This is a genomic window from Bradyrhizobium sp. USDA 4341 (assembly GCF_054063755.1).
In genome coordinates this window covers 7,382,419-7,409,226 of record NZ_JBSSGO010000002.1, presented here as the reverse complement: position 1 = coordinate 7,409,226, position 26,808 = coordinate 7,382,419, and the positions used below count along the sequence as shown (strand labels likewise).

Sequence of the window (26,808 nt, the reverse complement as noted above, 5' to 3'; positions counted from 1 at the left end):
AAGTTCTCGAAATCCAGACGTGATCCTTTAACTCATCGAATTGCCGGCATCAAAGTGGAGGCATTATGCGCATCTGCGGTATCAAGCTGACGCATGACGGAGCGATCGCCCTGATCGAGGACGGTCGGCTCGTCTTTTGTATCGAGCAGGAGAAGCGGAGCAACAATCCGCGCTATCAGACGATAGACAATCTCGATGCAGTCGTCATGGCTCTGGCAGAGCACGGTCTGGATGCGCGGGACGTTGATCAGTTCGTCCTCGACGGCTGGCTGGGGCAAGTGGAAGCTCAATACCGACTCCGCAGCGGAGTGGCTCCTGTCACGCTCAAGGGGGCGTCCTATGTTGAACCCCATCCCGAGGCCCTCCTCACATCTCGCGATGGCTTTGGCCTTAGGCTCGACGGCAGGGATTTCCCCTATAAGAGCTATCCTCACGTGGCCAGCCACGTGGCGGCCGCATACTGCACCAGCCCGTTTGCCAAAGCCGGACAGCCTGCTTTCTGCCTCGTGTGGGATGGGGGCACCTACCCACGACTCTATCATGTAGGACGCGGAGGCGCCCGGTTCATCGACAGTTTATTCCCGCTGTTTGGGCACATCTATGCCGCTGCGGGCCTTCATTTTGGGCCATACAAGCGGGCTAATCGTACCAATTGGGACCTGGGTAAACCCGGCAAGGTGGATCCAGGCGGCGCCGGCAAGCTCGATCTAGGTGTCGCCGGCAAGCTGATGGCCTATATCGCCCTCGGCTCCGTCGACGAAAACATCATCACGGTCTTTCAGGAACTCTACAAAGAGCACTTTGAAGCTGATACCAAGCGCGAGAGTTACCGTACTGATCTCGGGAGCATGGAGTTTGAGCTTACGACCATTCACGACTTCTTCGACGCAAGTGCGCCGCGGTTGAAGGCCAAGGCGGCCGAGGATGTGCTCGCATCCTTTCATTGTTTCCTCGAGCGCCTGCTCGTGCACAAAATGGCGAATGCTTTGCAACGGCAGTCGGACTTTTCCGCTAGCAATTTGTGCATAGCAGGCGGCTGCGGCCTCAATATCAAATGGAACAGTTCACTACGTTCGGCAGGACTGTTCGATGCTGTTTGGGTACCGCCATTTCCAAATGACAGTGGCTCCGCGATCGGTGCAGCCTGTTGTGCAATGGTAGCGGACAAAGGCCTCATGCCGTTGCAGTGGTCGGTCTACAGTGGTCCGGCGCTGCAAGGTAGTGATGTGCCGCCAGAATGGGATGCTTCGCCCTGCAATATGCATGAACTGGCGACTATTCTCGCCAGCGACAAGCCGGTGGTTTTTCTTGCCGGCCGCGCCGAGCTTGGACCGCGGGCATTGGGTAGCAGAAGCATTCTTGCAGCCGCAACATCGCCGGGAATGAAGGACTATCTCAATGACATCAAGCATCGCGAGCACTTCCGGCCAGTGGCGCCGATCTGCCTGGAAGATCGCGCGCCGGAAATTTTCGATCCAGGAACGCCGGATCCTTACATGCTTTTCGATCACCAGACTCGGGCAGAATGGCGGGACAAAATCCCCGCCGTTGTCCATCTCGACGGATCTGCGCGACTGCAGACGATCAGCAGGACTTCTCAACACAAAGTCGCCGAGCTTCTGGTCGAATATGAAGCGCTGACGGGCATTCCGCTGCTTTGCAATACGAGCGCCAATAACCATGGGCGTGGGTTTTTCCCTCACCTTGCAGCAGCCTGCAAGTGGGGCCGCGTAGAGCACGTATGGTGCGATGGGATGCTATGGAGGAAAACTCCTCAAGCCAGCGATGTTGCCCTCGGTGTTTCAGCCGAGATCAGCGCAGCTCGACAGCAGCAATCGGCCTAGCCAAAGAGAGAGCATCTGGTTGGTTGGGCCGCCGCTCGCCACGACAAGTATTCACGTCTCTGGAGGGGATCGCTTCGAAATCGCTTGGCTGAGCAGACTGAACGGCCGGACTGCTACTCTAGGATCCGCAGCTTCTTGATTTTGTTGTAGAGGGTTTTTCGAGAAAGCCCGAGAGAACGCGCCGTCTTTCCGCGATGAAGCCTGTTTCGCTTCAAGCCTTCGATGATCCACTCCCGCTCCGAGAATGCATTTTTCGGCTTAGTCGGTGCGGGCGTATTCAACAGTGGCCTCAGGATGCCTGCGCTGATATGCGCATCCGGAAGCGTCACCAGCTGGTTCACGATCTGGCGCAATTCCCTGAGGTTGCCGGGCCAATCATGGCCAGCAAGCGCCAAAAATGCCGAATTTTCGAGCGCGAGCGTCTGGGCGTTCGAGTCCCCCTTTGCCTCGACCGTGAAATGCTGAACCAGCTGTGGAAGGTCCTCCAATCGGTCTGGCAAGGCGGGGAGCTTGATGTCGAGCCCCGAAAACAAGCCGAGCAGGCGGGGACACAACACCGTTTGAAGGGCCGCTGCGCGTGCAACCGTGGCAGTTGCGATGATTCGAGCGCCAGAGCGCACAATGGATGCGCCGTTCAAGGGCGCGAAACTGCCGGTCTCGAGGTAATCGGCGAGCCGTTCTTGCCCATCACGCGAAAGCTGATCGAGATGCAGCAGCAATACAGTCGTATCGCTTGCACTTTCCAGCAGCGACAGTTGGCGTCTTCTGTTCTGGTCGCGCTCGGCCCCGAAAAGCGCACCGACCGTATCGATGGGCGGACCGGGTCGGCATTGAAACAGCGCTGCGTTCGCGTGCTTGCGATCGCTGAAGGCGTGGACCAGGCTGGCTATCCTTCGTTTGCCCGAGCCGGGCTCGCCCCAAACGAGCACCGGACTTGAATGAGAGGCTAGACGCTTTGCGGTCTCAAGAACGCGTTTCATGATTGAGGACTGCGCGATGATGCCATGCCTGAAGCCGCTCAACTGGAGTTGGCGCTCGAGGAGGTCGACCTTCTCCCGCAACAAGTGAAGAGTTTTAAATCCCGAGGTGATCTCAAGGACCGACATCTCCAGCGGGACGCGATCGAGCGAGGAGCCCCCGATAAAACCCTTGACGCCCGTCTCGCTGCAGATATCCAAGAGTTCGTCCGGCTTCGTTATCGGCCCGCCGCCAAGGAGGCAGATCACGTTTCGGTCGACGGATTGAGCCACACGCGCGACTGCGCTCGTGCGCGCGGCAAGCTCCGACAAGCTGATCGATGGGTCAGATGCGCTTTCAACGCCACGGTTGAGATTGAAATTGATGCAGATGGCCTGAGTACCGGCTTCAACCATGCGCCTTGCTTCGGACTGGGTCCGAGTATAGGCGATAGTCATCAGGCCACGTTTTGCCGCCTTCACCAGCAGCTCTATTTCGCGGGGGTAACCCAGGCCGGACTTCTCAAGCAATGATCTCCTGTAGTCATCAATGTGGATGACGGAGGGAAAGTTAGTGACTCCCGCAAAACCCCATTTGCTGATCCGGTCGAGCCAACGATCAATGTCGAGTTGCGGATCAAAGGTACACGCACCGAAGAATACCGGCAATTTCGTGCTGGGCAGGATCTCGGACCGACCGAAGCCGGCCACGAAATCGTTGGTATTGCGGATTGGAAGGATGGAAGCGGGCGAAGAGCCGCCCATCGCGCGGAATCGACCGGCATTGAGCGCCAGGACGAAATCTGCTCCTGCTCGCTCGGCCGCTCTTGCGGCCATGCCTGATCCGATGCCCGCCCCCAGCACAAAGGAACGGGAGTTCCGGAAGAACTGCTTGATACCGTCTCCCTTCACCTCCACCCGCCCGTGTCTAACGACCGAGTTTGCTGCCGGCCAGCACCAGATAAAATTAGCTCCATTTTCCAGGCGCTTGCAACCGTCGCGGGGCTTTTCCGTACATCATGAACAGATGGCAGTCCGCCGGCGAGGCCGCAAGGCGAACGTTGCCGGATCTATTGAGCAGCTCGGGGACTGGCGCTTTTGCCACGACAGACTCTTTCCGGCGCTGCCGTAAATGTGGGTGACGCTGCCGAGACGCTCGACCAGGTCAAGCTCGAGATCGATTACGATGTCGCTCTTGGAAGGTGGCAAGGAATCATGGGGCCGTATGCCAAGCGCGATCGGCTGCCCGACCAGCGAGTTGTCCGGTTTCACGGGAACCGAGATCACCACACTCGAATTCAGCCGAACGTTCATGCCCGATTCATCCTGCGAACCGATGAATCCCGCGACGAACTGGGACGCCGGATTGTGGTGGAGATCATGTGGGCTACCCACCTGCTCGATCATGCCATCCTTGAGCACGCCGATTTTGTCCACCATGGTCATTGCTTCGATTTGATCGTGCGTCACATAAATCATCGTATTGCCAAGCTGCTTGTGAAGTTTGGCGATCTGAACGCACGACCGATTGCAACGCGCTGCCGTTGCCCGCCGGAGAGTCGGCGAGGCTTGCGATCCAACAGATGGTCGATTTGCAGCAGCGACGCAGTTCTCGCAACCCTGCCGTCAATCTCTGTTCTACCAAGTTTCGCCATACGCAGAGGAAAGGCGAGATTCTTGCTGACGGTCATATGAGGATAGAGAGCATAGCTCTGAAGGACCATCCCGAGGTTACGATCAGCCGCGTCAACATCGTTGAAGACTTCATTATCGATCAGCAACCGCGCACCGCCAATTCGCTTCAGCCCGCCAATCATGCGCAGCAGCGTCGACTTCCCGGACCCGGATGGCCCGACGAACACGACGAATTCACCATGGTCGATGTCAGGTCGATATTCCGCAGGATCTCGATCGCCCCGCAGGCCTGCTGACGCCTTGGAGACGAACATCGGCCATCACGCTCTCCTCTGTCGCGGGGATCCAACCAGCGCCGTTGCGACCTCAATCTCTGCCAGGCTCGATACGATGAAATCTGGTCGCGCGAGTGCGGGATCCTCTCGGCGCGGAACGCCGGTCGTGACCAGCACAGTCGGAAGACCAGCTCCCTTACCGGCCTGAATATCCGTTGCAATCTGGTCGCCAATCATCAGTGTGGCGCTGCGCACCGTCCCGAGGCGGGAAAGCGCAGTTTCGATCATGTGCGGTTCGGGCTTCCCAACGATCAGGGGCTTGGTCCGGGTGGCTGCGGCCACCGCGGTAATCATTGCTCCTGCCCCCGGCTCGAATCCATTGGCGGTCGGCAAGAGGAGATCAGGGTTGGTTCCGATAAAGGCGGCCCCTTTTAAGATCGCCTCAACGGCGATCCGCATCTTCTCATGTGTGATGTGGCGATCGAGACCCATTACGACGATCTCGGGCTCTCGGTCAGTAACGTCCAGCCCGACCGCGGCGACCGCGTTCGAGAGCGAGGCCGCGCCGATAACATATACCCGTTTCGCGCCCGGGTAATTCGTTCGCGCGAGCTCTGCGGCCGCAATCGCGCTGGTAACTACTTCGTTCGGTCCTATCGCAAGTCCAAACGCTTCCAGCTTGTGGACGACGTCCTCCGGCGTGTGCGTCGAATTGTTTGTCACGAAGCAGAACGGCAGTCCGGCCGCCTGCCATCGACCAAACGCTTCTATCGCATCGGCGATTGCGGCATCTCCACGATAGAGGACGCCATCGAGGTCCGAAATGACCCCCGCGATAGGCGGCCAATTGAGATGAGAGCTTGGGCTAACCATTCATCAGCATCCCGCCGTTCACATGAACGATCTGCCCTGTCATGTAGGAAGCTGCAGGACTGGCAAGGAACACGGCAAGCCCTGCGATATCGTCGGGCACTCCAACACGTCCCAACGGAATACGGCCGCTGTGGCGCGCTTCGGTCTCCTCCCGCGGGCGACCGTGCATGGGAGTATCAATAATGCCGGGAGCGATCGCGTTCACATTGATGCTAAGGGGCGCACATTCGTAGGCAAGCAGTTTGGTCACGTCGTGAACGATTGCCTTCGAAAGACAATAGTCGCTTCCGCCAGCCTGATAGTTGAACACTGCGCCTTGCGAGGACAACGAGGAGCCGACATTGACAATACGGCCGCCCCTGTTTCTCATGAAGCGCTCAATAACAAGTTTTGAACAGCGCAGGACAGCGACCGAGTTGATCTGGATCGTACGTTCAATTTTCTCGGAGTTTCCACCGAGCAGCGCCTGGGCGGATTTAATGCCTGCATTATTGACCAGCACGTCCAGCCGACCAAAGTGTTTGGCAATGTCTTCCAGGACCCGCCCGATGTCTTCCTCGCGCGCGACGTCCATCGCCATGGGAAGTATGCCGTTGCCATAGGGCAGCCTTGGCAGAGTGTCTCTGAGGTTCTCTAAGTTAGCATCGGTGGCGACGACGTTCGCGCCCCCCTGGCGAAACGCATTGGCAATGGCAGAGCCAATACCGCCGCCGGCGCCGGTGACGAGCACCGTTCGGTCGGAAACTGAGAACTGTTCGGTCATTCCAACTCCAAGATCGTTTGAGACTGAAGAAACTCGTCAACTGCCTGAGCCGTCGGCATTGAGCTTTGAGCGCCGCGCCGTGTTACGCACAAGGCTGCAACGGCTAGCGCCTTTCTAACCGCTTCCTTAAGAGGCAGCCGTTGAGCGAGCGATGCCGCGAATGCTCCATTGAAAGCATCTCCCGCGGCCGTGGTATCGACCACCTTGACCGGAAAAGCTCGCAGAGAAAAGGAGCCCGTACCGTCGGCATAGTAAGCTCCTTGCGCTCCGAGGGTGATCAGCGCGGCGACCGGCCCGAGATCAAGCAGCTTTTCCGCCGCGCGTGCAGCGCTCTCGAAGTCGCAAACCTCAATGCCGGTTAACTCGAAGGCTTCCGTCTGGTTCGGCGTGACGAAATCAACGTTTCTCCATGCAGTCGATGGAAGACCTGGCCTCACCGGAGCTGGATTGAAAATAAGATCGAAGCCTTTCTCACGCTTCATCTCGAACAGTCGGTTGAGTGCGACGATCGGCATACCCATTTCCGCGACGACGATTGCATCGCGCTCTATGAATTTGGTTGCGCTCTCGATCATGTCAGGCCCCACCTTCGAATTGGCGCCTGGGTCTATGACGATCATGTTGGAGCCGTCGTCAGCGACCATTACCACGGCCAAGCCCGAGACTTCGCCTGCACAGACCGTAATTGCCTCAGTGCGAACGCCCGCTTCCATAAGCGATTTTAAAAGCGACTGACCGGCATCATCATCACCGAGATGCGTGTAGAAGTGTGGTTTTAGGCCGAGCCGGGCGGCCGCAACGGCTTGGTTGGCGCCCTTTCCTCCGGGGTTACGGGTCAACGCACCCATCAGGCTTTCACCCGGCGTTGGGAGCCGCTCGACATTGAAGCACAGATCGAGATTCGTCGTTCCAAAGAACATCAATGGCCTGGCATTCATTTTAACGCACCGAAGGTTAGGCCGCGTTCGAGGTGATGCCCGTCAGCTTCTCGAATTCCGGCAACTGGGCTGCCACCGCGTCGGCATACGGGTGAATGTCATAAGCCCAGACAATCGACGGGCCTTCAAACTGACGCCGGTTGATCTCGTCCGCCTTGACTTGGGTGAATCCTATGACCGTTCCAGCCAAAGGCGCAACGCAGCTGAGAACGTTAAGGGCAAGCCCCATGTGATAACCGCGAAAGGCGGCGAGCTTCCTTGTCATCATTCCCTCCTCTGGGCTCGTTGGCCCAAAAACCCACGCGCCTCTTCGTCAAAGGCCGAGGCGCAGGGATGCTAATCCGTCATTTTTTCGCCCTGAGCGGCTTTTCAGACCAACGTTGGGTAACATTGGGTAATATCCAAGTTCACGCTCGCTGCGGACGATCGCCCCGACTAGACGAGCGGCATCACGGTCGCATTCCGTGAAACACGTCTCACGCCGAAGCTGAGCCACCAGACCATGTGAGACCATCGACCTCGGTATGATATTTCGCGGCGCCGAGCATCCCGGCCATTGCATGGAAAGACGCTAATTCCCGCTTTGCAGTATTGCGGCATATCACCGGCGGCACTCGCGCCTTGCGTTGTATGCGGCCAGGCCTCCTTTTGACGACGTGCTCGTCCGCAAGGCTTTTGCTTATTCTACTGATCGAAAGGCGACGGTTGACACATCCTTCCTTGGCTCTTTGCCATTTGAAGGCAACGGTGCGCTAAGTCAAAGCTCGCCGGTACCTGCACGAAATCTCACGAACTCGCCGGGATTAACGCCCGCCAAGGTATCGGCGCCTGGATCACCATCATGCTTTTATCGCAGAAGTTTGCCGAGCCCGGTTTAGGTCCGGCGGGTCGGATATTATCTACTTCGTGCGAACGCAGAGAACGCGTTGCGCTGATTTTCATCACGCTCACAACGCAGGATCTGCCATCATACGGGAAATGAATCTTCCATGCTCGAAGACTCGAACAATCGCCCCGCTAGCGATTGCTCGCGAGCACGATCAGGTCTGTGTCTGATCAGTTGATTCTGATGTCGTCATTTGGCGTACAAACGCGAGGAGACTGCGCTGGATCCCAGAGCATATAGGTCGCAGCTTCGCCGTAGCATGCTGACTTTGGGCGCAATTCCGCGTCCGTGGTGACGGATCGAAAGCCGAAGCGTTCCCATCGCGGCACGTGGCGTAGACCGAGACCAACGCGAGAACTGCCCCGACGAGCGCGCGAGTCGCTTGAGCGTCACGATATAAGCCGGCCACTATACCACCCGCGGGCGAAGGGCACAGGGCCACGCCGTGCACGTAAAGGCGGTCCGCATCGTCAGGCAGCTTGCAAGGACGCATGACAATCTCTTTTTGCTACGCATAATGGTCAGTATGATCAGGCTAACCAGACAAGCCCGTGCCCGAATTCTTCATCTACTGTGCGAAGGGCAATCAATTCGCGCTATCACACGTTTGACGGGCGCCTAGCAAGAACACGGTTGCAATGTTGTTGGTAGATACAGGCCACGCCTGCGCGGCTTATCAGCACAAGACCCTCGGGAACATGCCGTACAAGCCCGTCCAGATGGATGAAATCTGGAACTTCGTTTAGCCAAGGCCGCGCACGTTAAGAAGGCTGTTGCCACTTTCGGGGCCCGGGGCCGCTGGCGACAAGTGGACATGAACGGCGATCTGCGCCGACACCAAGCTGATTGTGAGCTGATTGCTTGGCGCTCGCGATCAGGACGCCGCTCTGACGTTCGTCCACGATCTGGAGGGCCCTAGCCAATCGCGTCAAGCTTACCAGCGATGCTCACAGGCCGTACTTGTACGCCGTTGAGGCGGCATTCGCGGACCAGGTTGACCGTAACCGGTATGAGCTCCCACGTCTGCGGAGATCAGCGGGCGCGTGGGTAGCGGATCGGCATCCAATATTGGCGCATGGCCTCGACGACCGCTGGAATATCGGCGTAGGCGTTACGCAGAAAGTCGGCAGTCTCGCGGCCGCTTCGGGGGGATCCGAGCATCGGCTGCCCCTGATCGTCGCGACAGTGCAGCAGAATGGGCAGAAGCAGGCCGTGATTGACATTGCTGGTGTCCAGCATCGGCGCCCACGCCGACAGCCTGAGCCGCATCGCGGCATGGAAACCCTGGCACCAGGGACGCGGATCGACGTCGCCATTGGGGTTGCGCCGGTGTATCGGCTCGAACCGATCGGGGGCAGTCGAGAGGGTGTTGCTGATGTCGTTGTGGCGCAGCGCGACGGCGGAGATCGCAGCGAACTCCGGCGTGCCGCCATGGTTGAACGCGTCGGCATCGATCGCGAGCAGCGGGCAGATCCAATCGAGCGGGCTCATTGAGACCGGTCCGGCTACGATCGCGGCAGCATAGCCGTCGAGCATGGGAATGCTGGTGGCGGCAGGATGGCGATCGATGCGAGCCTGGAGCCATCGCTCGAGGTCCGCAAGCGGCATCGCGGCTGACGGCATCGACGATGCTGCTTTATGGCGACGTGGGCTCATGCCGCTGCCTGCGGTGTGCGCCGGCGCGCCGCCTTCCAGTTCCAGGCGAGCAGCTCGTGCAGCTGATGGCTCTTGGTTCGCCCGGACACGATGCGCTCCAGCACATCGGCCAGGTAGGCCTGCGGGTCGAGCTCATGGAGTTTTGCCGTGTTCACGAGCGACGCCAGGATCGCCCAGCTCTCGGCGCCGCCTTCGCTGCCGCTGAACAATGAGTTGCGTCTTCCCATCGCAATCGGGCGCATGGAACGCTCGACTGTGTTGCTGTCAACCTCGACACGGCCGTCGCGGAGAAACAGCGTCAACCCGTCCCAGTGATTGAGTGCGTAGTTGATGGCCTCCGCCAGCTTCGATTGGGAGAAGAGCTGGCCGACCATTGTGGTCAGGCGCGTCCTGAGCGCCTCCATCAATGGAGCGGACCTGGTGCGGCGGGTGGCCAGCCGCTGCTCGGCATTGCTGCCGCGGATCTCTGCTTCGATGGCATAGACCGCCTGCAGGCGCTCGATCACTTCGCGAGCGAACGGCGACTGGGTCGTCTTATACACCTCGACGAATTTGCGTCGGGCGTGGGCGAGACAAAAGGCGAGCTGGATCGCGTCGCCATGATCGCGGGCGAGCGCTTTGTAGGCCGCATAACCGTCGACCTGCAGAATGCCGGAAAAGCCCGTCAACTGTCTGGCGATCTCCGCCGTGCCGCGGCCGTCGGCGAACACGTAGGCCACCGCCGGCGGCGAGGGGCCCGCCCCATGGCCGGTCATCCATCGCATGCGCCCAGAACTGGCAGATGCGCGGGCGATGTCGTCCGGGATCGAGCATCGGCATCGGCGTCTCGTCGCAGAACAGGCGCGGCGCAGCCTGGATGGTGCGCAGCTGGAGCTCATAGAGGCTCCTGAGCCACCAGGCCGCTCGCTTCACCCAGCCGGCGAGCGTCGCCCGGTCGAGATGGACACCCTGGCCGGCCAGAATTTGCACCTGTCGGTAAAGCGGCAGATACCAGGCGAAAACTTCGAGACTACCACGTGGCTCACGAGTGCCGTCGAGGCCATGCCGCTCTCGATTAGGCGCGGCAGCACCTTCGCCTGGATCACACCATCGGTGCAGCGGCGGCAGCTATACTTGGGACGGACCGTCCGCAACACCCGCAGGATCGCCGGGATGATGTCCAGCACCTCGCTGACGTCCTCGCCGATCTTGTGAAGCTGGCCCTGACAACACGGGCATGCGGTCGCCTCCGGCTCCAGCACCTGCTCGCAGCGCGGCAGGTGCTTGGGCAGCGCGCCGATGTTGCGGCGCGCCTTCTTCCGCAGTGGTTTGCCGGGCGGCTTTGCCGCGGCTGCATCGTCGTTGGCAGCTGCAGGCGGCGTGACGCCGGCCTCAAGGTCGCCAAGCTCAAGTGCGAGCTGCTCGGCCACGAGCGCGGCAAGCCGCTCCGAGCGCTTCCCGAAGATCATGTCCTTGAACGTCTGCATTGCTACGCGCAGCTTCTCGTTCTCAGCGTCAAGCGCGAGCACCATCTCGGTCAGAGCTGCTGGATCGGCCGGAAGAGCGTCGGGGCGAATCGCCATGATCAGACGATACATCCGTGTGACCCACGCTCCAGCGAAATCCTCACTTCTCAGCCGACAATGACCGGCTGCTTCACAGGCTTGGGCGACACACGCGTCCACTCGAGGCCGTCGAGAGCATCGCAAGCTGCGTCGCACTGAGATGCACAACGCCGTCGCGGATCGGTGGCCAGGTGAAACGCCTGCAACCACTTCGTTACCAACACCATGCCGCTGCCGTCCCACGCCAGAAGCTTCACTCTGTCCATGCGCTTGCTGCGGAACACGAAGACGTTGCCGCAATATGGGTTCGCGCGCAGTGCTTCGCTCACCAGCGCCGACAGCGTATGCACCGACTTACGAAAGTCGACCGGCTGGGCCGCCAGCACCACCTTGAGGTCTGACCGTAGCGCAATCACCGGATCCCTCGAAGCGCCGATAGCACCATCGAAAGCGTCGCCAGCTCCACGCCCGGCTCGACGCGGATGCGCGCCCCGTTCACCTCGATCTCGACCGCTCCACAGACCTTGGCCGGCGGCGCGGCAATCTCCAAGGGCTTCATCTTGCCCGGCGAAATACACTCGGACTCGCCAGCCCTCCCGCCATCGCTCTCGGCGCCAATTTGGATAGGCACGAAGTTCTGGGCTTTGCCGGCCATCGCCGCCGCTACCTGGCGTCGCCACACCGTGAGCAGTCCGCGGGGAAACACCATTGCGCCGCGCCACCTCGGAGATGTTCGTCCCCTCCTCAAAGCTCTCCGCCGCGATCCGGGCCTTCTCCTCGCGCGTCCACCGTCGCCGCCGGCGCTCCCCAGTGATCACCTCAACGCGGCGATAAGAGTCACCTTCCTGCCTGGCATCAAGCATGGCATTTGCCATCGCTTCACCTCCACCCATCAGTTCATCCCAGGCTGTATCCCAAGCGAACCGCGCCATGACGAGGTGGAGGCCTCATGCCGGTTACGGTTGACCATGCGATGCTTATCAGGATTTACGGCTCTGATTCGCAGGCGGAAGTCCGCTACAGGCCGGCCAAGTGCCTTGGCGCGGATAAGACGAAGATTGGCAACCCTGATCCGAAGCATTTCAGCACATCCTAAGCCGAGCGCAGCAACCACGCCATGCGCCGGTTCACGCGATCGCCGGACGCCTTCTGAAAAGGTCGAGAACCATGCCGCCGCGATTGCGCTGCGCACGATGTACGACAACTTCGTGCGCAGCCATCAGACGCTCAGGGTTACGCCCGCGATGGCCACTGGCGTGACCGACAAGCTCTGGGAGATGGAAGACCTAGTTGTGATGCTAGAGCAGTGGGCGCTAGCGAACTTCAAGCCGGAATATCAGTGGTCCGTCCTTACGACATCGGCAGGGGGCATTCTGTCAGCCTCCTGTGACGTCGCGGCGAGGTCGATAGCATCTTCGCATTGCAGAGCGAGCACGAGGCTCTGGAATGGGTGCGGAGAGTAGGGCCAAACAGGCCGCCAACTGAGACCTTGAATCGTTTACGGCGCGAACATTGCTATTCCGATGATGAGGAAGGGGCTCAGTCCGAATAGGACGACGCGGGCAAGGTCCTCGTCGAGGGTGACGTCGAGCGGCCAGTGCAGGCGATTTTCGATGCCCCAATGAGCACGGACGATGCGCAGGACCTCTTTGCGGCTGTAGGGGCGGCTCATCAGGAAGTAGCGCTCGACCGTGTCGTCCTGTCCCCGCTTGCTGGTGATGCGGGCGACAGCTTTGAGGCCCGGAAAGTCGTGCTTCTTGGCCATGCCAGGAACCGATGCGACCAGCGCCACACGCTTCTCGTTGCGTCCATGTTCCGCATCGATGGTGGTCAGCGAGGTCTTGCCCTTGCGTTTGACGGCGCGGATTGCGGCTTTGGCATCCTCCAACAGAGCGGGCTGGTTCGCCTTCACCGCCAGCACGTAGTCACCGCCCCGTGCCACAATCGCTTCGGCCATCCCGCGGTGGCAATGCAGGGCATCGGCCGTGACCACGCAGCCCTTGAGTTGCAGAAGCGCAAGCAACTGCAGGGCACCGTCGGCTTCGTTGTTGTTCGGCGCCAGCACATTGGCGAGCGCCATGCGCGTCTGCTCCGCCCAGGCGGTCACCATCACCGGCGGCATGTGGCTCCTGCCGCGTTCGTAACCCCGCCGCAACGCCTTGCCGTCGAGCGCGATCACCCCGCGCGGCCGCTTGATCTTCGCGCCTTGCGCAAAGGCCGTCATAAAACGCCGGAACGCGACCTCGAACGCCTTCGGATCGAGCATCCGGAATACCCGGCTGAACGTGTCGTGGCTCGGCAGGCCATTCTTGAGCTCCAGCACATCCTGCCAAAGATAGGCCTTCATCCGGGCAAACAGCGCCATGTCGGTGCAACTCGTCGCCCCGCACAGCGTCGCCATCAGTGCGATGAACAAGATCTCGGTCAGGTCATGCAGCGCGTTGTCGGCCCGCGGGTCGGGCAAATCTTCGAAGCACTCGGCAAATCGTTGCATCGGCCGCTCCCTCTAGATCAGGAGCGACCTTCAGAATCTCTTTCTCCCGATTTGGCAACTACTTGCAGCCGCGCACGTGCGATTCCCCTGCCCGGCCCCCGGGGACGCCCTCAATGCCGGCTATCACTATCTTGAGGTGAAGTGTCCCGGCTGCGACAACCACCAGACCGTAGCGCTCGACATCGTTCGGCGGCCCAATATCATGCTCATCCACGAGCTCGGGCGCTATATGCGATAAGCAATGCTCGGTCAGGGGCGCCCGTTTAAACGCAGCCATCTCGTCGTCTTGCGGACCACGAAGATCTCGGCCAGTAATCCACCTTCTGTTTGGTGGCCCAGGGATCGCTGAGAATTGAAGCTGTCTGCTGAACGACCTTACGCCAGCCCTGAAGCGCCGCGCGCAAGCTTGTCGAATTGGCAGCCAGCATTGAGCAGGTCCAGGATGGCCGCATCTACATCGAGCGGATACGCGCCATTTCTCTACACGCTCAAGGCCAGCGGACCGGAGTTCGGAGCTGGCATCAAGCACGCAGTTGAGAAGGGTTGGCTCGAGCTACACGAGAGCGGGACTTTCGTGCGTTTGCTGGAGCCGGGAAAGGCGCTGACAACGTAGACCAACCGGCCCCAGCCTGGAGGTTTTTCCGGATCGAAAAAACGAGCCGGAGGCAGCAGACCGGGCGAGCCGGTAAGGTCGCCTCAATTGGCTGCCGGTCTCCGCGCTGGCGAGCCTTGTTCTGGCTAGGGATCTTCAGAAATTGGTGCCGGTCGTCGTCTTTTTGCTTGCTCGTTCCTCGCTGGCCATACGGCCTCAGCGTCCGAGCCAGCCCCGGAAAATGCTTGAGGCCGTTTTGTCGTTTCCTGTCACGAACCTGTGGCACGGCCATTGCTAGGGTAGCGCTAACTGGGATTTCAGGGCTCAGTTTGAGAATGAAACGCTGCCGGGACATGTATTTCGAGCCCGGCTGCGCGGCGGCGATCAAGGTGACGCGCTCTCATCCTGATTGGGTTCTTCCGCACATTTGGTGCAGCTTGAGCGATTGGGTTGGATAGGTTGCTCGGTCGTTCTCAGGCAGCCAGAAGGACGCGTCGACGCAATAGCGGGTAGCTTGCCCGGCCATACATTTGACGTTTGATGGCTTTGATCCTGCTAATCTGACCTTCGACTGGACTGGTTGTCCAGGAGGTAGTTATTGCCGCTCGAACCGCATCGATGTCGCGCGCGATGCCGTTGGCGAAGCTCTTCAGCTTGCTGTTGCCTGCTTGCGTGATCCATTCATCGAGCTCGGCGACGTCGCTACCGTTGAGAAGGGACACAAACCGCTTCGCCAAATCCGCCGCCGTTGCGAGTTCCGGAGCTTGCGCAAACAGGTGACCGAGGAACAGCCTGGCTTCAGCATCGATTTGATCCAGATCTTGGCTTAGATACCAAGCACAGCGACGGCGCGTGGGAGCTTTCCAGGTCGGGTGCGGTTGTGCTGCTCCTCCCGAGTCTGCATGTGCACGCCTGTCAGCGGCCCATCGCGCAACGGTCACCCGACTTCCAGTATAACCATATTGCTGAAGCTCCCGCCAAAGCTGCTGGCCCACCTCGCAGCCGGAGGCCCACCGCGCTTCGAGCCATGCCTCAAAGGGCGCGAGAAGATGCGAAGGTCTGTGAGGACGCGAGTGCTCCGGCTCGCCGCCGGCGGCCAGCCAGCGCTGAACGGTGCGCCTGTCGACGCCGAGCAGTTGGGCGATCCTGGATGTAGGGTAACCTTGATCGCGTAGGCGACAGATTTCATCCCATCGTTCGCATCGCGCAGCCTCTCGATCCGCCCGCAACTGTACAAGGCCCGGCGGCCGCGCGGAACTACCGGTCTTCGCTCTTTTCGCGGACGCCAGGATTTGCACGGCGGCGGCTACGCTGTGACGATGGCGGCCGACCGCGTGGCGCAGGGCCTCACCCAAACTGTTGAGCAGGTGCCAGCGGTCCGCCACCTGCACCGCGTCGGGCGCGCCGCAGCATGTGCCATCAGCATAAAGTCCCGCACGATCACGCGCGACGACCTTGATCCCGGGCCAGCGCTTCAGCCAGCGCGCAACACTGTCGGCGTTACGATCGGGAAGCAGATCAAGCACGCAATTGCGCTCCAGATCGCAGATGATCGTTCCATATCGCTGGCCACGACGCCAAGCCCAATCGTCGATGCCGACGACGGTCGGAGCAACAAAATCCGGCAAGGGAGCCGAGTGAATCAATCGGAGCAAGGTGTCGCCGCTGATCGGCATGGCCAGTTTGCGCGACAGGCGTGCGCCAGGCTCACCGCCGACCGCAAAGCCGACCGCCAGTTGGCTCTCGCCGAGGCGGATTGTGCGTCTTGCTTTCGGCCGTACTGTTGCCGGTAGCCGCTCGGTGAATATCCGACGCAGGCATTGCGGATTCGCGCATCGAAACCGTCGCGCGTGAAGCCGGATTTCGACAACACGACCCTGCCACGGCAGATCGGCTAAGCGTCGCACGTAATGGCTGTGGATGCGACCCGTCTGGCAGCCGCAACAGGGACAGAGCGAGACCGCTGACTTCGGCCGAGCCACGAGCACCACCCTGTCGGCCTGCGGAAGGATCTGGACAATCGAAAGCTCGGGGGACACCAGCGAGCGGAAGGCTTGGAGCAAGGCGAATCACGAGCGTCGACTGCGATTCCGACCTTATGCCCTTATTCGCACTGTCCGTGAATCCTGCACTCTGCACCAAATGTACAGAAGAACCCCTGATTGTCGCGCCATACCCGGCAGCGTTATTTCGAGAAACTGGTGGCACAGCCGCCCGCGCCCTCAAGCTTATCTCGCAAGGCCGTGATCACGCGATGGACAATCCGTATATCCTTGACCGACAGCCCTTCTGAAAGATCGTTGATCCAGGGAGCCTGCAATTCCATTGCGGCTTCGAAGGCGCGCTGTCCATTCTCAGTGAGCACGACGAGCTGCGCCCGTCGGTGATGCGGGTTGACCTCAAAAGATACGAGGCCCTCCCTGTGCAGATCATTGATAATTCGCTGCACGTTTTGACGATTGCCGCCGAGGTCGCGTGCGAGCCAAGCGACCGGTTGGGGACGTTCGGCGGATACAATGGCGCCAAGCACCTGCCAGCGTGCGCTTGTTAGGCCAAGCGGGGCGACCAGACGGTCGCCGGTCGTCAGAAGTAGGCTGTAGAGCCTGAATAGATCGAGAACAAGGTCGGTCAGGGCGTCACCCTCGGGGGTTCGCTCGGCTTTTTTCATTTGTCACCATTGTCTTATATTGACATCATAGTGTCAATCTGTTATGTAATCATAATACCAATTAGGCATCACATATTAAATAGCGATGGAGGCACTCATGTCGTTGCTACGCCCACTGGACCCTTCCTTCCCGATCGACCGCCAGATTGCTATCGAGGCAAATTCGGTCGTCCTGGTGAACTTATTCACTCTCGACAAAGCCGATGAGGCGGCTTTTCTCAAAACCTGGCAGGACGACGCAGCGTTCATGAAGCGACAGCCGGGCTTCATTTCCACTCAGCTGCACAGAGCTCTCGGCGACAGCTCGACCTATCTGAACTACGCCGTCTGGGAATCCACCGCACACTTCCGCGCGGCCTTCACCCATCCTGACTTTCTAGCAAAAATCGCCACCTATCCGGCCTCGGCGATAGCTTCCCCTCATCTGTTCCAGAAAGTCGCCGTGCCCGGCATCTGCGTTGCCTAGCCCTGCTGTTTTTAGGAAGGGAAGATACTCATGATCAAGTTGATCCATCCTGTCGCTGGCGGCTTGGCTATCGCAACGATCGGCACTTTCGACGGTACTCAGCGAGCTGTTCGCGTCCCATCGACGTTGAAACGGTTCCCCCGGCCGACAGCGCCGAGGCGTTCTCATGACCCACTAGAGGAGCGCGCTATGTCCTGGAAGTGGAAGCCGAGTTGGTACATCTTGGGCGGCAAGGCCAGCATCGTGCAACCGGCCCTTCAATGTCTTGTCACAAAACGCTCGACTGTCCTTAAGATCGACGGCCGCCGCGCCCCCAAGCGGGCCCAGCCCGACCTGGTACTCGATCTGATCCGCAAGGCTGCAAACGCCCTTCTGCACCTAAGGCCGCGCAAGGTGCATCGCAGCCGGTTCAGCGAACCAAAAGGAAATCCGCGCAAGGCGAAGGACGAAGCGCCATTGCAGACGTCAGCAGAGGTTGTGCGCACCTATAGTGCTGTCGTCGACGCGCTCACAGCCGCGATTCTCAATGCAGAGGCCGCCTTAAACTGGTTGGGCACTCAACCGCCAGATCTGGAAGAAGCCCGGCGAGCACTTAGTACTATCGCTAAGGACGGTAAGCGAGCAGGCGAAATTATCGCTCGACTTCGAGCGCCGATGCAGGATGACGCTCTTGATCCCTAAACGCGCTCTGACCCGCACCATCCCGTTTATGGTGGGGTTGTCTAATCGCTGCTGAAAGGTCAAGCATATAATCTTGTTGAAGTGCTTGCCGGGTGTACGGTTGTCTTCGCGGTCGACAGTAGCCGGCGCATGATGGAGCTTCGCGGGACGAGCCCTTCAATGTGGACGACGCACTTTGCTGAGTCAGCGGTGCAACCCCATCAGCGGAATGGCTCTGTTTCATTTGATGTGACGACGGTTGCGCGGATCACTTTAGAGGCAGCGCGTTAAGGGATACCTTTGCGTCAGGGTGCCGGAATATTCAAACTCGAGTTGCCGCGCGCTTTGAATGACGAAGGAAACGATTTGTCGCCAGTGATGCGTCGCCTGGTGGGCGATCTCTTCGCCGATCTCCGCCGCCTCGAAGAACGGATCCGCGAAGTGACGCAGGAGATCGAAGCGGTCGCCGATCGAGAGGACGTCACACGCCGGCTGATGACAATTCCTGGTATCGGCGCATTGGGTGCGACCGCCATACTTGCCGCGATCGTGATGGGCTGCAGTTTCGCAAGGCCCGCGACCTTGCTGCCTGGCTGGGGTTAGTGCCCAGGCAATACTCGACCGGCGGAAAACAGACGTTGCTTGGCGTCAGCAAACGCGGCAACCGTTATGTGAGAAAGCTTCTAGTGCATGGCGCGCGATCCTGCCTCCGGCATTTGGACCGGACGCGCGATCGCCTAGGAAGCTGGCTCGACGGGCTCCAGGCTCGGATGCATCCGAACAAGGCCGTTGTCGCTCTAGCCGCCAAGATGGCCCGCATTGTCTGGGTGGTCTTGAACAAGCCCGGAGCACTCTACGAACGCAGAGATCCTGCTTTCGCCTGACGCTTCTGGCTTCGATTGCAAGGCTCGGGAACAGTGATGACGAAACAGTGGATCAACATGCCGTAAGCCCTGTGCAAAAAAGCGGGCTTCGTGCCCGAACCATTTATTGGGAACGGCGTGCGCGGATCTCATCATGGCCTGGCTGCAACAGCAGTCCACTCGCGAGAGGCCGGATACATTTATGCAACTGGAAGCGTCATTTTTGCTGTTACGAACCCTTGCACGGACGGGGCGGACCATACATTCTTTCCCAACAAGTCCTTCAGCGCTGCATTGTCCAGCATGGCATCAGCCAGCAACCGCTTCAGCCGGGTGTTCTCGTCCTCCAGCGTCTTCAGCCGCTTGGCCTCCGAGACCTCCATCCCGCCAAATCTGCCTTTCCATTTGTAGATACTGGCGTCACTGACGCCGTGCTTCCGGCACAGATCGGCAACCGAAACGCCAGCCTCGTGCTCCTTCAAAATCCCGATGATCTGCTCTTCCGAAAAGCGGCTGCGCTTCATGCTCTGGTCCTTGTCTTGGGCCAGAGCGAACTTCAACCTGGATTAAGCCTGAGGGGCAAGGTCAGCGGGACGCGAGCGAATGCGCGAGGAGTTGAGTGCAGCTTCCGCCCAAAATCCTTCCGGATCAGCTAGCGCACTCGCATGACGTTCCTGATAACGCTCACACCTAAGCCCCCAATGATTGACGGCTTGCTCATTTTGATTCCTTCACAACCACGTTGAGGGTCTGTACCGTCTCGGAGATTGTGTGATGCTGCGGATCCGCCCAATAGAGTCTTATTATGTGCCGACCAGGCTTGGCAGGTAGATCGAAAACATAGAGATAGCGGCCATCACCAAGCTGGATCAGTTGGTCTGCCATTGGCATTAGCTCGGTTTCGTCCATTGCAACATGCAGATGAACGCTCGGATTGGCAGAGCTCATGGTCATTTCTGCGATGTTATCGTCGGCTTGGAAAACGAAAGCAACACGCTCGCCGATGGTATTACCCGATTGCGGCAGGAGGATCTTCAATGCAGGCAGCCCGCCGGTATTTCCCGATCTCGCAACAGGCGCACCGTCAGACCCGTGCATATGGTGCATGCCCGGCTCATGGTGTTGTGCGTGGGCTGGAGCCGCGACCAGAGCGCCAGCCCCAAGAATCATGCACCAAATGAACTGTTCGAATCGATCGCCAACCCGGCTGGGACGCGATGATATTTGCATGCTTTCCTCCTTTGTTTGCGAGCCCTGAAAGATTTCCACTAATTCAGTGTACATGTTGAGTGGGTGGCGGAAGAATTTTGGACTCCCTATTGAGAACTCGGACCCGCGAGATCAGCTCGTCGGAATTTTCCCAACCACATTCGTCCTCCTCCTGCAACCAGCGCGCACGGATGTATCCGAACCTGTCGATTAGGAATTCCATAGAATGTCTTCCCATTTCCAAACGCTTGGGATCTCCACGATTTGTAGTGCTCCGGGAGAGCAGATCGTAACTTTCTCTAACCTCTTGTGCTCCATGCCGGACGTTCGGGACGCCCGCCGCCAACTTTGCGTCCGGCGACACGATAATCGCCCACAATCGTTCTTTCCGGAATCTTTTCTGCTCAAGGCGTAGCTGTTCAACGCGCATTGCATCGGACTTTTCGGGAAACACGAGCAGCACATTGCTTTGCTCACGGAAGTCCTTCAGCTCCCTCTCCGCCCCATTTTCGTCCTCTAAGAAAAAATTGGGAGCCCCCAGCCACGGATGATCGGGTACGATTTCAGGCGACAGGAGGCGCGCCTGAAATCCCTCTGAAAACGTCCGCAGGAAGTTGATCACATCCCAGCGGGCCTGTTCGTCCAATACATCAGCAAATCCGGGCATGCCGCTTTTTGGAATTCCATGGCTAAGCCACCAAAACATGTCGCCGGCCGTGTGCAGCGCAGTATGCGGTTCGCTCAAATTCGCGGGCGGCTTGGGAAGGGTCGATGCCGCCGGACCATCGCCAAGCCCTCCGCTGCCGTGGCAATCCGCACAATTCTGGGCAAATAGACGCTTTCCATTGGTTATTGATATCGTCGAATAGGCAACCGAAGGGCGGCGGTAAGTATCGGGATAGGCTTGCACGGATATCTGCGACAGACCGCCTGCGACCGAAATAACGGCGGCGGCGCTTGCCGCGACTGCTTTTACCTTTTGCGGCTTTCTCAAACAAACGAGCAGGCCCCAGAAGAGTGACAATAGTGCTAGTGAGAAGGCGCCCGCCGCGATAACGGGCGTCGGCCACGCCGGCCACGTGGCCTCGATCGAAAAGCGAAACGGCAGCCACCAGATGGGCTGATCATGTCGTGCTGGTATGACTGAAGAGAGCGCGGCTGCGCAGCCGACGATCAGAACACCGCAAAATAATTCAGTTGCTGCCCATCCAGCTCCTGCAAGAAAAGCCGCGGGTTTTGCTCCTACGGTTTCCATGACGGGTAGGAAGCGCGTGCGAATCCGATTGGCCACCAACAGGATGCATGCAAGTAGAGCAAGCTTCGTTATAATTAGTTGACCGTAGGTCGTGCCTAGCCACTCGCCAGCCGAACTAGCTGAGCTAAACGCGAGCACCAAACCTGATGTGACGACGACGACCACGAAACCGATTGCTAGTTGGGAGAAACGTCGCAGCGTCGCTGCGACATAGACGCGCCGAGTCTCCGTGGGGGTGACAGCGACCGAAGCCACCAGCCAGATCCAAGCCGGTAAGGCCCCAAGCCAAGCAGAAACCGCGAGCACGTGAAGTTGATAAGTCGGAACGAGCCAACGGCTGTCGTCTTCCCCGGCGGCGTGTCCAGCAAGTGGACCAATCAGCGCGATCAGTGCTGCTGTCCCGGCTGTCACGATTGAAGCTGAACGTTGCTGCTCCCTCGACCTGCCGCGAATTAGGATCGCTGTCGGCAGCAGCAAAAGAAGAGAGAGCGCTAACCTTGCAAGCGTGATCCGACCGTAATGTGTGTCAAATCCGAAGCTTTCCAGCGTCTGGCCAGCCGCTACTATCTCCAGTAGGGCCATATCTGTCGCAATCGCGACTTGAGCGATAAATAACCCGGCCGTAGCGAAGAGGTGAATGCCGGCTGCCCAGAGAAAGCTCACCTGCACTCGTCTTTGCCAAGCGGCAAGGAACGCATCGGAAGACGGCCCTGCCAGCAACAGAAAGAGTACTCCGCCTATGACCCATGCAAGCGCAATGTCAGCGATGGCCTTGCACAGAGCTGGAAACAATACCGTCATTCCGCATGCCTAACGTTCCTCGACGGTGAACTGATAGCCGTAGTCCACCACATGCCCGTCTTGCGAGAGCACGCGGTAATGAACCGAATAGCTGCCCGGTCTCATGTCAGATACTGCCGTTACCATGCACTTCGGATCATTGCCTGCTTTCAAATCGCCGAGCGTTAGCGACTGACCGTTGGCGTTCTTGAGCTCCACTTTCGAAAACTTGAGCTCTATGCGTTCGTTGAAGCACAGTTCGATCTGCTGCGGCGAATGAGCTAACACTGCCCGGCTCGCGGGATCGGACTTCACGAGAGCGGCATGTGCAGAGACAGCCGTCGGCAGGCACACGAGGCCAACGCACAGCAACGTGATGCCAAGCGCTGATGCCGGACGCCGGCTTGCGGACGAGAGTTCTTTTACCGTCCCTTGAATCAGCCTAGTTCGCGCCCTGCCGGCGCCGGCGGTCAAGTTTGGCGTGCCAGCATGATCAAGTGATGGCCCCGTCGCTACTCGGATGCAATCGCTCTTGTTTCCGTGTTTTTCGTGAGACATGCGTGTGCCCCTTATTGCAAGACAGCGGTCGACAAAGTGATAGCCTAGCTTTCCTTCCGCAACGTGGAGTACCAAAACATGGCGGCCCCGGCTGCCAGCGTTCCTAGAACGATTGCGAAACTGTCCCTATATCGGACCCAAATCCCGTTGCCGTAACCAACCGAAAACGGAAATCTCGATACGTATTTCGGTCCGTCGCCGACTGTCACGAGGCCCACAAAGCGCCCGGATTCGGGGAACGTGTACTGAAACGATAGTGAGCCTGTCGGATATTTTTTTGGCGGGATTCGAAGGACGGCCTCGCTGTCTACGTCGTTGCCGGCGTCTCGCAACAACCGCACCTCGATGGGCAGATCACGTAGCACATCGCCGATGGTATCCAAGACGATGACGGTGCGGCCGATTTCCGGAATGTCCTCGCAAAACTCCTGATTCCCCTGCTTGACCGGCTGGTATCCGGTAAAATGCATCATATAGGGCCCTGCGCGAAGCTTGCACACGTCTTTCTCCATCGATACTCCCCCGTGTGCAATCGCTGGCCGCGCCCCACCGCAGTCCAGGATGACGAGCAAAGATGGAATTCCAAGCACTGCGGCTTTTACTATGTTCAACCCGCACCTCCTTTCGGATTCTCAGCCGTGCGGTTGTCGGGATCGGTGAATACAGGGACCATGGGGCCGCTGACGTTTGAGATTGTCCGCTTGCCGTGCTCGTCATAGAAGAACAACAGTCCTCCCAACGTGTTGTCCGGATCGTTGATCAGGCTACTCAAGCGCTCCGTCTCCCATGCCGCGTCGGCCGCTTCGATATCGACTGTCTTCGTTTCACCCGGCTTGAGCGGTCGGCTGTCGCTCACCTTTAGCCCATTCGGAGGAAGCAATTCCTTGGGGTAATTCGGATCCACCGTCGCCATTGCCTGGCTAACCTCATGGTTGATGAAGCGCTGATTGGAAGTTAAGAGCTCGCCAAGCTGTGCTGACGAGCTCCCATTGTTCGTCAGTGTCACGTTCATACGAAGCGAGCGGCCAGGGACGTCATAGTTTGACTTGTTGACCGCAACTTTGACCTGCTCAGGCACTTCCGGTAGGGGCTCGACGGTTGCGCGGGACCCTTGCAGCGGCACCGTCCTTGGATAAGCGGTGTCGGTCGCCTGAAAGCCGAAGAATACGATGAGAATCGTCGCCACGAGCAAACCGGCCCCGAATAGGCGATCGGTGCTGGTAACGAGCTGAGATCGATCGCCGCCTTTTTCCGTCAACGCGCGAAAACGTGGCAGCAGGAGCGGCCGGCGCAACCACCAGACAAGCCACACGATGGCGATCGCAACCCACAAGCCATGCCAGAAGAACACCCTGCCAAGGCCCCAGGTTTCGAGATTGTCGATAGTCTCGCCACTGAGAGTTTTGATTGAAAGCTTGAAGTCGCTTTCGTTCCCCGTCACCGTCAGCCAGTTTCCCGGTCCGAGCAGCGGCCCGGCTCCCATCACGTTGATCATCGGATGGACGTGATGGTGGCCTGGCACTCGTCCTTTGAGCACTGTTTTGAATTCATAGTCCCGGTTCAACTCCAGTTTGGTGGACTGAATTGCCGGGACGCCATTAATGTAGCTCTCGGTTCGGGCTAGCACCGGGCCCGGCGTCCCGTTTCCCAGAAAGGCCGCTTCGGGAAGGGGTAGGTTGACTGGCCAGATCGGGAAGAGTCGGAACTTGCCGGTGACAACGATTTCACCGTTCACGGGAATTTCGTTCGTGCTCCACTTCACATCGTAAAAATGAGCCGTTCGCATCCGCAGAAACGGCTCCTGATTGCGCTCACCATGCGCCAGAGCAGCATCTGGGACGAAGGTCAGTATTCCAATCTGCATGATCGCCGCCGCTGCCGATAAGACTACACGCACGCATGAGCCTTTGCGGAAACAGAATGTTCTCATTTGGAGTCCTCCACAGTTCCAGCAGGATCATTCGGCTGCGACGAAGCGCCCTTGCAGGCTGGTACCGTCCACGGCTTTTTGGGCTGTCTCAGCTGGCTCATCCTTATCGGTGAGCCCCATGAAATTTTTCAGGGTGTTTGGCGTCGTTACCACGCGAGCGAGGAGCATTCCGATATGCCACCACGCCAAATACATCAGTATGGATACGAATGCCGAGAAAAAGGACGCGATAATGGCTGAGTGGCCACCAAAAGTTCGAAGCGTGCCCCGCTCTATCAGCCGGATATACTCAGGCAGGGCGGTGCGGGTGAAGGCATAGCTGATGTAATCGCCCACGGAAACAAGCTGCCCCATCACTTCTACGGGTAGCCGATATGGCGCCAGCCAAAACCAGTTAGTCGGGTAGAAAAGCAGTGCGAACGCAAAGGCGCCGGACATCGCCGTGAACAAAAAATTCCCGGTCAGCAAAAGAGCGACATCGAGGACTAGTGCGCCAGGTATCAGCAGCGCTGGAATGACCTCGCTCATCGGAAAGTACGACCACAGGTGGAAACCGAAATATCGATTTATCCACTGACCGAACAGGAGACAAACGACCGCAAATGTAGCGGCGATTGGAAGTCTAAATTTCGTCCAAAACACATACTGCAAAGCTGCAGGGAATGTTATGGCCATAATTGGAGTCAGGGTGACCCACCACTGTCTGTCTTTCCAATCGATCCACATATCCCAGTCCCCTGCGGTCAGCATGCAATGCAGGTGGAATGCGCCGGAGATGGCCAGAAAAAGGATGGCGGCGACGAGAAGGTCAAACACTCTTGAGATTCTTGCTGACTCTTTAGGCCATTCGAGCCCATACAGTCTCACAGGCGTTCCTCCTTGCATGGCTTCCTCCTAATTCTTTTACCGAGTTGAGATCGACCTTCCTGGAAGCCGACGCCCGACATGATTACAAGACGGCATGCTTTGCACATGCTGGGCTGTCAGCGATTAATGGTTCATAAGCGGTTTCAGCGCTGGGTGGCGACCGAAACTTCGTCCTCTTGGGAAAGCCGCCCGATCACTTCAAGCATGTGCATCGCGATCTGGATCAGGAGCCCACCCAAGGCCAGCACACTCCAGCCCATCACGACAAAACCCCAGTGCAAGGGATAGGAGAACACCTCTTCCATCAGGAAGAAGGCATGGCCCCACTCGTTGTAGCCTAAGTTCGGCAATATTAGAAACGGACCTACAACCACGAGCACGAATGGGATTGAGATCTGCGTTGCGAACTTCGGCAGCCTCGTCATCGCGTACAGAAATGATCCCACGCCAAACAGCACGTAGAGTGGCATGGTGCCGTAGAACAGCACGATGTGGCTCGGCGTGAAGCTTGTATCCCGGACCACAACCTGATGCCATGAGGCGTCCTGTTCGGCAAAGAAGCTGGTAGCGAACCAGACGCAAAAGGCATAGACGAAGATGAACAGGACCAGATTGAAGTAACGCCGGAGCTCTTCCCGCGGTTTGAGCGCGCCAAGATTGCGGTCTCGCGTGAACCATAGATACGCCCAAGTCACCACCCAGAGCAAAGGGATGACGCTAAGCTCAACCTTCAGCAACGTCATCCAGGCAGCATCGAACGCGGGCTCAGTCGAATCCAGGCCGGCACTCCAAGCATAGACCTGCTGAAAGATGCGCCAGAACACCATCAGCGCCAGCACCGCCAGAGTGACTCCTGCTGCAAGTTTGAAATTCCCCAACGGCTGAGTACGGTCCTCAGCGGCAGACTTGGCGTTATGAGTCATCGTGATCGACATCTTGTCTCCTCCTTGAGATTGCCTAAGGTGTGGTGTTGTTTACGAGGGTGGTGCTCACTCCGATCGTTGACCGCAAGGATAGGATCTGCCTTCACGCTCCCAGCTTTCTGGTTACCTCCTTGCGAACGGCGCACGCATACATGTTGATTTCGAGACCGGCC

22 protein-coding genes and 10 pseudogenes are annotated in these 26,808 nt (G+C 58.8%); 7 read left to right on the top strand and 25 right to left on the bottom strand.

Translation table 11 applies throughout. The features are described 5' to 3' along the window. The first annotated feature begins 65 nt into the window (after nucleotides 1-65). A complete protein-coding gene (nodU, locus tag ACVIGB_RS41045) occupies nucleotides 66-1,844 on the top strand; it encodes a nodulation protein NodU (RefSeq protein WP_456718376.1) in 1,779 nt (592 codons plus the stop codon). Nucleotides 1,845-1,957: 113 nt separating this feature from the next. On the opposite strand, the gene ACVIGB_RS41040 is transcribed toward nodU, so the two are convergent. From ACVIGB_RS41040 to ACVIGB_RS41015, 6 genes and pseudogenes are all read right to left on the bottom strand, one after another. Next, complete coding sequence (locus ACVIGB_RS41040) at nucleotides 1,958-3,718, bottom strand: phosphoenolpyruvate hydrolase family protein (protein WP_456718377.1); 1,761 nt, start codon at nucleotides 3,716-3,718, stop codon at nucleotides 1,958-1,960. A 49-nt stretch (nucleotides 3,719-3,767) separates the two neighbouring features. Next, nucleotides 3,768-4,756: pseudogene (locus ACVIGB_RS41035) on the bottom strand (ABC transporter ATP-binding protein). Continuing rightward, on the bottom strand, nucleotides 4,756-5,583 hold the full coding sequence (locus ACVIGB_RS41030; protein ID WP_456718378.1) for an HAD-IIA family hydrolase: 828 nt from the start codon (nucleotides 5,581-5,583) through the stop codon (nucleotides 4,756-4,758). Before ACVIGB_RS41030 ends, ACVIGB_RS41035 begins: the two are co-directional and overlap by 1 nt. Beyond that, nucleotides 5,576-6,346, bottom strand: coding sequence for an SDR family NAD(P)-dependent oxidoreductase (locus tag ACVIGB_RS41025; RefSeq protein WP_456718379.1), 771 nt, complete (start codon nucleotides 6,344-6,346; stop codon nucleotides 5,576-5,578). Before ACVIGB_RS41025 ends, ACVIGB_RS41030 begins: the two co-directional genes overlap by 8 nt. Continuing rightward, the gene (locus ACVIGB_RS41020) at nucleotides 6,343-7,284 is read right to left on the bottom strand and encodes a ribokinase (protein WP_456718380.1); all 942 of its coding nucleotides are present in this window, start codon (nucleotides 7,282-7,284) and stop codon (nucleotides 6,343-6,345) included. The genes ACVIGB_RS41025 and ACVIGB_RS41020 overlap by 4 nt, the downstream gene beginning before the upstream one ends. Nucleotides 7,285-7,300: 16 nt before the next feature. Next, complete coding sequence (locus ACVIGB_RS41015; protein WP_456718381.1) at nucleotides 7,301-7,549, bottom strand: hypothetical protein; 249 nt, start codon at nucleotides 7,547-7,549, stop codon at nucleotides 7,301-7,303. 1,147 nt (nucleotides 7,550-8,696) lie between these two features. Here ACVIGB_RS41015 and ACVIGB_RS41010 point away from each other — a divergent pair. Continuing rightward, nucleotides 8,697-9,169 (top strand): annotated as a pseudogene (locus ACVIGB_RS41010) (IS1 family transposase); the annotation flags it as partial. Between the two features lie 33 nt (nucleotides 9,170-9,202). Here the strand turns inward: ACVIGB_RS41010 and ACVIGB_RS41005 are convergent. From ACVIGB_RS41005 to ACVIGB_RS40975, 7 genes and pseudogenes are all read right to left on the bottom strand, one after another. After that, a complete protein-coding gene (locus ACVIGB_RS41005; protein WP_166213761.1) occupies nucleotides 9,203-9,793 on the bottom strand; it encodes a YecA/YgfB family protein in 591 nt (196 codons plus the stop codon). Between the two features lie 29 nt (nucleotides 9,794-9,822). Continuing rightward, a complete protein-coding gene (gene tnpC / locus ACVIGB_RS41000) occupies nucleotides 9,823-10,581 on the bottom strand; it encodes an IS66 family transposase (protein WP_456749297.1) in 759 nt (252 codons plus the stop codon). Nucleotides 10,582-10,660: 79 nt separating this feature from the next. Then, a pseudogene (locus ACVIGB_RS40995) lies at nucleotides 10,661-10,795 on the bottom strand (IS66 family transposase); the annotation flags it as partial. Beyond that, entirely contained in the window at nucleotides 10,735-11,388 is a 654-nt protein-coding gene (locus tag ACVIGB_RS40990; RefSeq protein ID WP_456749296.1) for an IS66 family transposase zinc-finger binding domain-containing protein, read from the bottom strand. The pseudogene ACVIGB_RS40995 and the gene ACVIGB_RS40990, both read right to left, overlap by 61 nt. A gap of 50 nt (nucleotides 11,389-11,438) precedes the next feature. Further along, nucleotides 11,439-11,786 carry an IS66 family insertion sequence element accessory protein TnpB gene (gene tnpB, locus ACVIGB_RS40985; RefSeq protein ID WP_456718382.1) on the bottom strand — a complete coding sequence of 116 codons (348 nt, stop codon included), beginning with the start codon at nucleotides 11,784-11,786 and terminating at the stop codon, nucleotides 11,439-11,441. Continuing rightward, nucleotides 11,783-12,079, bottom strand: a complete 297-nt coding sequence (locus ACVIGB_RS40980; protein ID WP_456749420.1) for a hypothetical protein — start codon at nucleotides 12,077-12,079, stop codon at nucleotides 11,783-11,785. Before ACVIGB_RS40980 ends, tnpB begins: the two co-directional genes overlap by 4 nt. Before the next feature lie 34 nt (nucleotides 12,080-12,113). Next, a pseudogene (locus tag ACVIGB_RS40975) lies at nucleotides 12,114-12,233 on the bottom strand (IS66-like element accessory protein TnpA); the annotation flags it as partial. Nucleotides 12,234-12,331: 98 nt separating this feature from the next. Between ACVIGB_RS40975 and ACVIGB_RS40970 the strand changes: the two are divergent. Further along, nucleotides 12,332-12,922: pseudogene (locus ACVIGB_RS40970) on the top strand (hypothetical protein); the annotation flags it as partial. A gap of 6 nt (nucleotides 12,923-12,928) precedes the next feature. Here the strand turns inward: ACVIGB_RS40970 and ACVIGB_RS40965 are convergent. Beyond that, nucleotides 12,929-13,864: pseudogene (locus ACVIGB_RS40965) on the bottom strand (ISAs1 family transposase); the annotation flags it as partial. An 85-nt stretch (nucleotides 13,865-13,949) separates the two neighbouring features. Here ACVIGB_RS40965 and ACVIGB_RS40960 point away from each other — a divergent pair. Next, nucleotides 13,950-14,213 (top strand): annotated as a pseudogene (locus ACVIGB_RS40960) (hypothetical protein); the annotation flags it as partial. A 716-nt stretch (nucleotides 14,214-14,929) separates the two neighbouring features. Here the strand turns inward: ACVIGB_RS40960 and ACVIGB_RS40955 are convergent. Both ACVIGB_RS40955 and ACVIGB_RS40950 read right to left on the bottom strand, forming a co-directional pair. Then, nucleotides 14,930-16,519 carry an ISL3 family transposase gene (locus tag ACVIGB_RS40955; protein ID WP_456718383.1) on the bottom strand — a complete coding sequence of 530 codons (1,590 nt, stop codon included), beginning with the start codon at nucleotides 16,517-16,519 and terminating at the stop codon, nucleotides 14,930-14,932. A 122-nt stretch (nucleotides 16,520-16,641) separates the two neighbouring features. Beyond that, nucleotides 16,642-17,124, bottom strand: coding sequence for a MarR family winged helix-turn-helix transcriptional regulator (locus tag ACVIGB_RS40950; RefSeq protein ID WP_456718384.1), 483 nt, complete (start codon nucleotides 17,122-17,124; stop codon nucleotides 16,642-16,644). 97 nt (nucleotides 17,125-17,221) lie between these two features. Here ACVIGB_RS40950 and ACVIGB_RS40945 point away from each other — a divergent pair, with 97 nt between their 5' ends. The 3 genes and pseudogenes from ACVIGB_RS40945 to ACVIGB_RS40935 form a co-directional block, all read left to right on the top strand. Then, complete coding sequence (locus ACVIGB_RS40945) at nucleotides 17,222-17,590, top strand: antibiotic biosynthesis monooxygenase family protein (RefSeq protein WP_283021242.1); 369 nt, start codon at nucleotides 17,222-17,224, stop codon at nucleotides 17,588-17,590. Nucleotides 17,591-17,620: 30 nt separating this feature from the next. Continuing rightward, nucleotides 17,621-18,271, top strand: a complete 651-nt coding sequence (locus tag ACVIGB_RS40940) for a hypothetical protein (protein ID WP_456718385.1) — start codon at nucleotides 17,621-17,623, stop codon at nucleotides 18,269-18,271. Nucleotides 18,272-18,541: 270 nt separating this feature from the next. Continuing rightward, nucleotides 18,542-19,134 (top strand): annotated as a pseudogene (locus tag ACVIGB_RS40935) (IS110 family RNA-guided transposase); the annotation flags it as partial. Nucleotides 19,135-19,373: 239 nt separating this feature from the next. Here ACVIGB_RS40935 and ACVIGB_RS40930 read toward each other — a convergent pair. The 9 genes and pseudogenes from ACVIGB_RS40930 to ACVIGB_RS40890 all read right to left on the bottom strand — a co-directional run. Further along, nucleotides 19,374-19,637, bottom strand: a pseudogene (locus ACVIGB_RS40930) (transposase); the annotation flags it as partial. A 193-nt stretch (nucleotides 19,638-19,830) separates the two neighbouring features. Continuing rightward, nucleotides 19,831-20,343: a hypothetical protein gene (locus ACVIGB_RS40925; RefSeq protein WP_456718386.1), complete on the bottom strand. Its 513-nt coding sequence runs from the start codon at nucleotides 20,341-20,343 to the stop codon at nucleotides 19,831-19,833. A 43-nt stretch (nucleotides 20,344-20,386) separates the two neighbouring features. Further along, nucleotides 20,387-22,378 (bottom strand): c-type cytochrome, encoded by a 1,992-nt coding sequence (locus ACVIGB_RS40920; protein WP_456718387.1) that lies wholly within the window; start codon nucleotides 22,376-22,378, stop codon nucleotides 20,387-20,389. 9 nt (nucleotides 22,379-22,387) lie between these two features. Beyond that, on the bottom strand, nucleotides 22,388-22,915 hold the full coding sequence (locus ACVIGB_RS40915; protein WP_456718388.1) for a copper resistance CopC family protein: 528 nt from the start codon (nucleotides 22,913-22,915) through the stop codon (nucleotides 22,388-22,390). 44 nt (nucleotides 22,916-22,959) lie between these two features. Next, nucleotides 22,960-23,427 carry a hypothetical protein gene (locus ACVIGB_RS40910; protein WP_456718389.1) on the bottom strand — a complete coding sequence of 156 codons (468 nt, stop codon included), beginning with the start codon at nucleotides 23,425-23,427 and terminating at the stop codon, nucleotides 22,960-22,962. Between the two features lie 95 nt (nucleotides 23,428-23,522). Next, on the bottom strand, nucleotides 23,523-24,845 hold the full coding sequence (gene amoB, locus ACVIGB_RS40905) for a bacterial ammonia monooxygenase, subunit AmoB (protein WP_456718390.1): 1,323 nt from the start codon (nucleotides 24,843-24,845) through the stop codon (nucleotides 23,523-23,525). 27 nt (nucleotides 24,846-24,872) lie between these two features. Further along, nucleotides 24,873-25,730 (bottom strand): bacterial ammonia monooxygenase, subunit AmoA, encoded by an 858-nt coding sequence (gene amoA / locus ACVIGB_RS40900; RefSeq protein WP_456718391.1) that lies wholly within the window; start codon nucleotides 25,728-25,730, stop codon nucleotides 24,873-24,875. A gap of 125 nt (nucleotides 25,731-25,855) precedes the next feature. After that, on the bottom strand, nucleotides 25,856-26,647 hold the full coding sequence (gene amoC, locus ACVIGB_RS40895; protein WP_456749295.1) for a bacterial ammonia monooxygenase, subunit AmoC: 792 nt from the start codon (nucleotides 26,645-26,647) through the stop codon (nucleotides 25,856-25,858). A gap of 91 nt (nucleotides 26,648-26,738) precedes the next feature. Beyond that, nucleotides 26,739-26,807: pseudogene (locus ACVIGB_RS40890) on the bottom strand (hypothetical protein); the annotation flags it as partial. Nucleotide 26,808 lies beyond the last annotated feature (1 nt).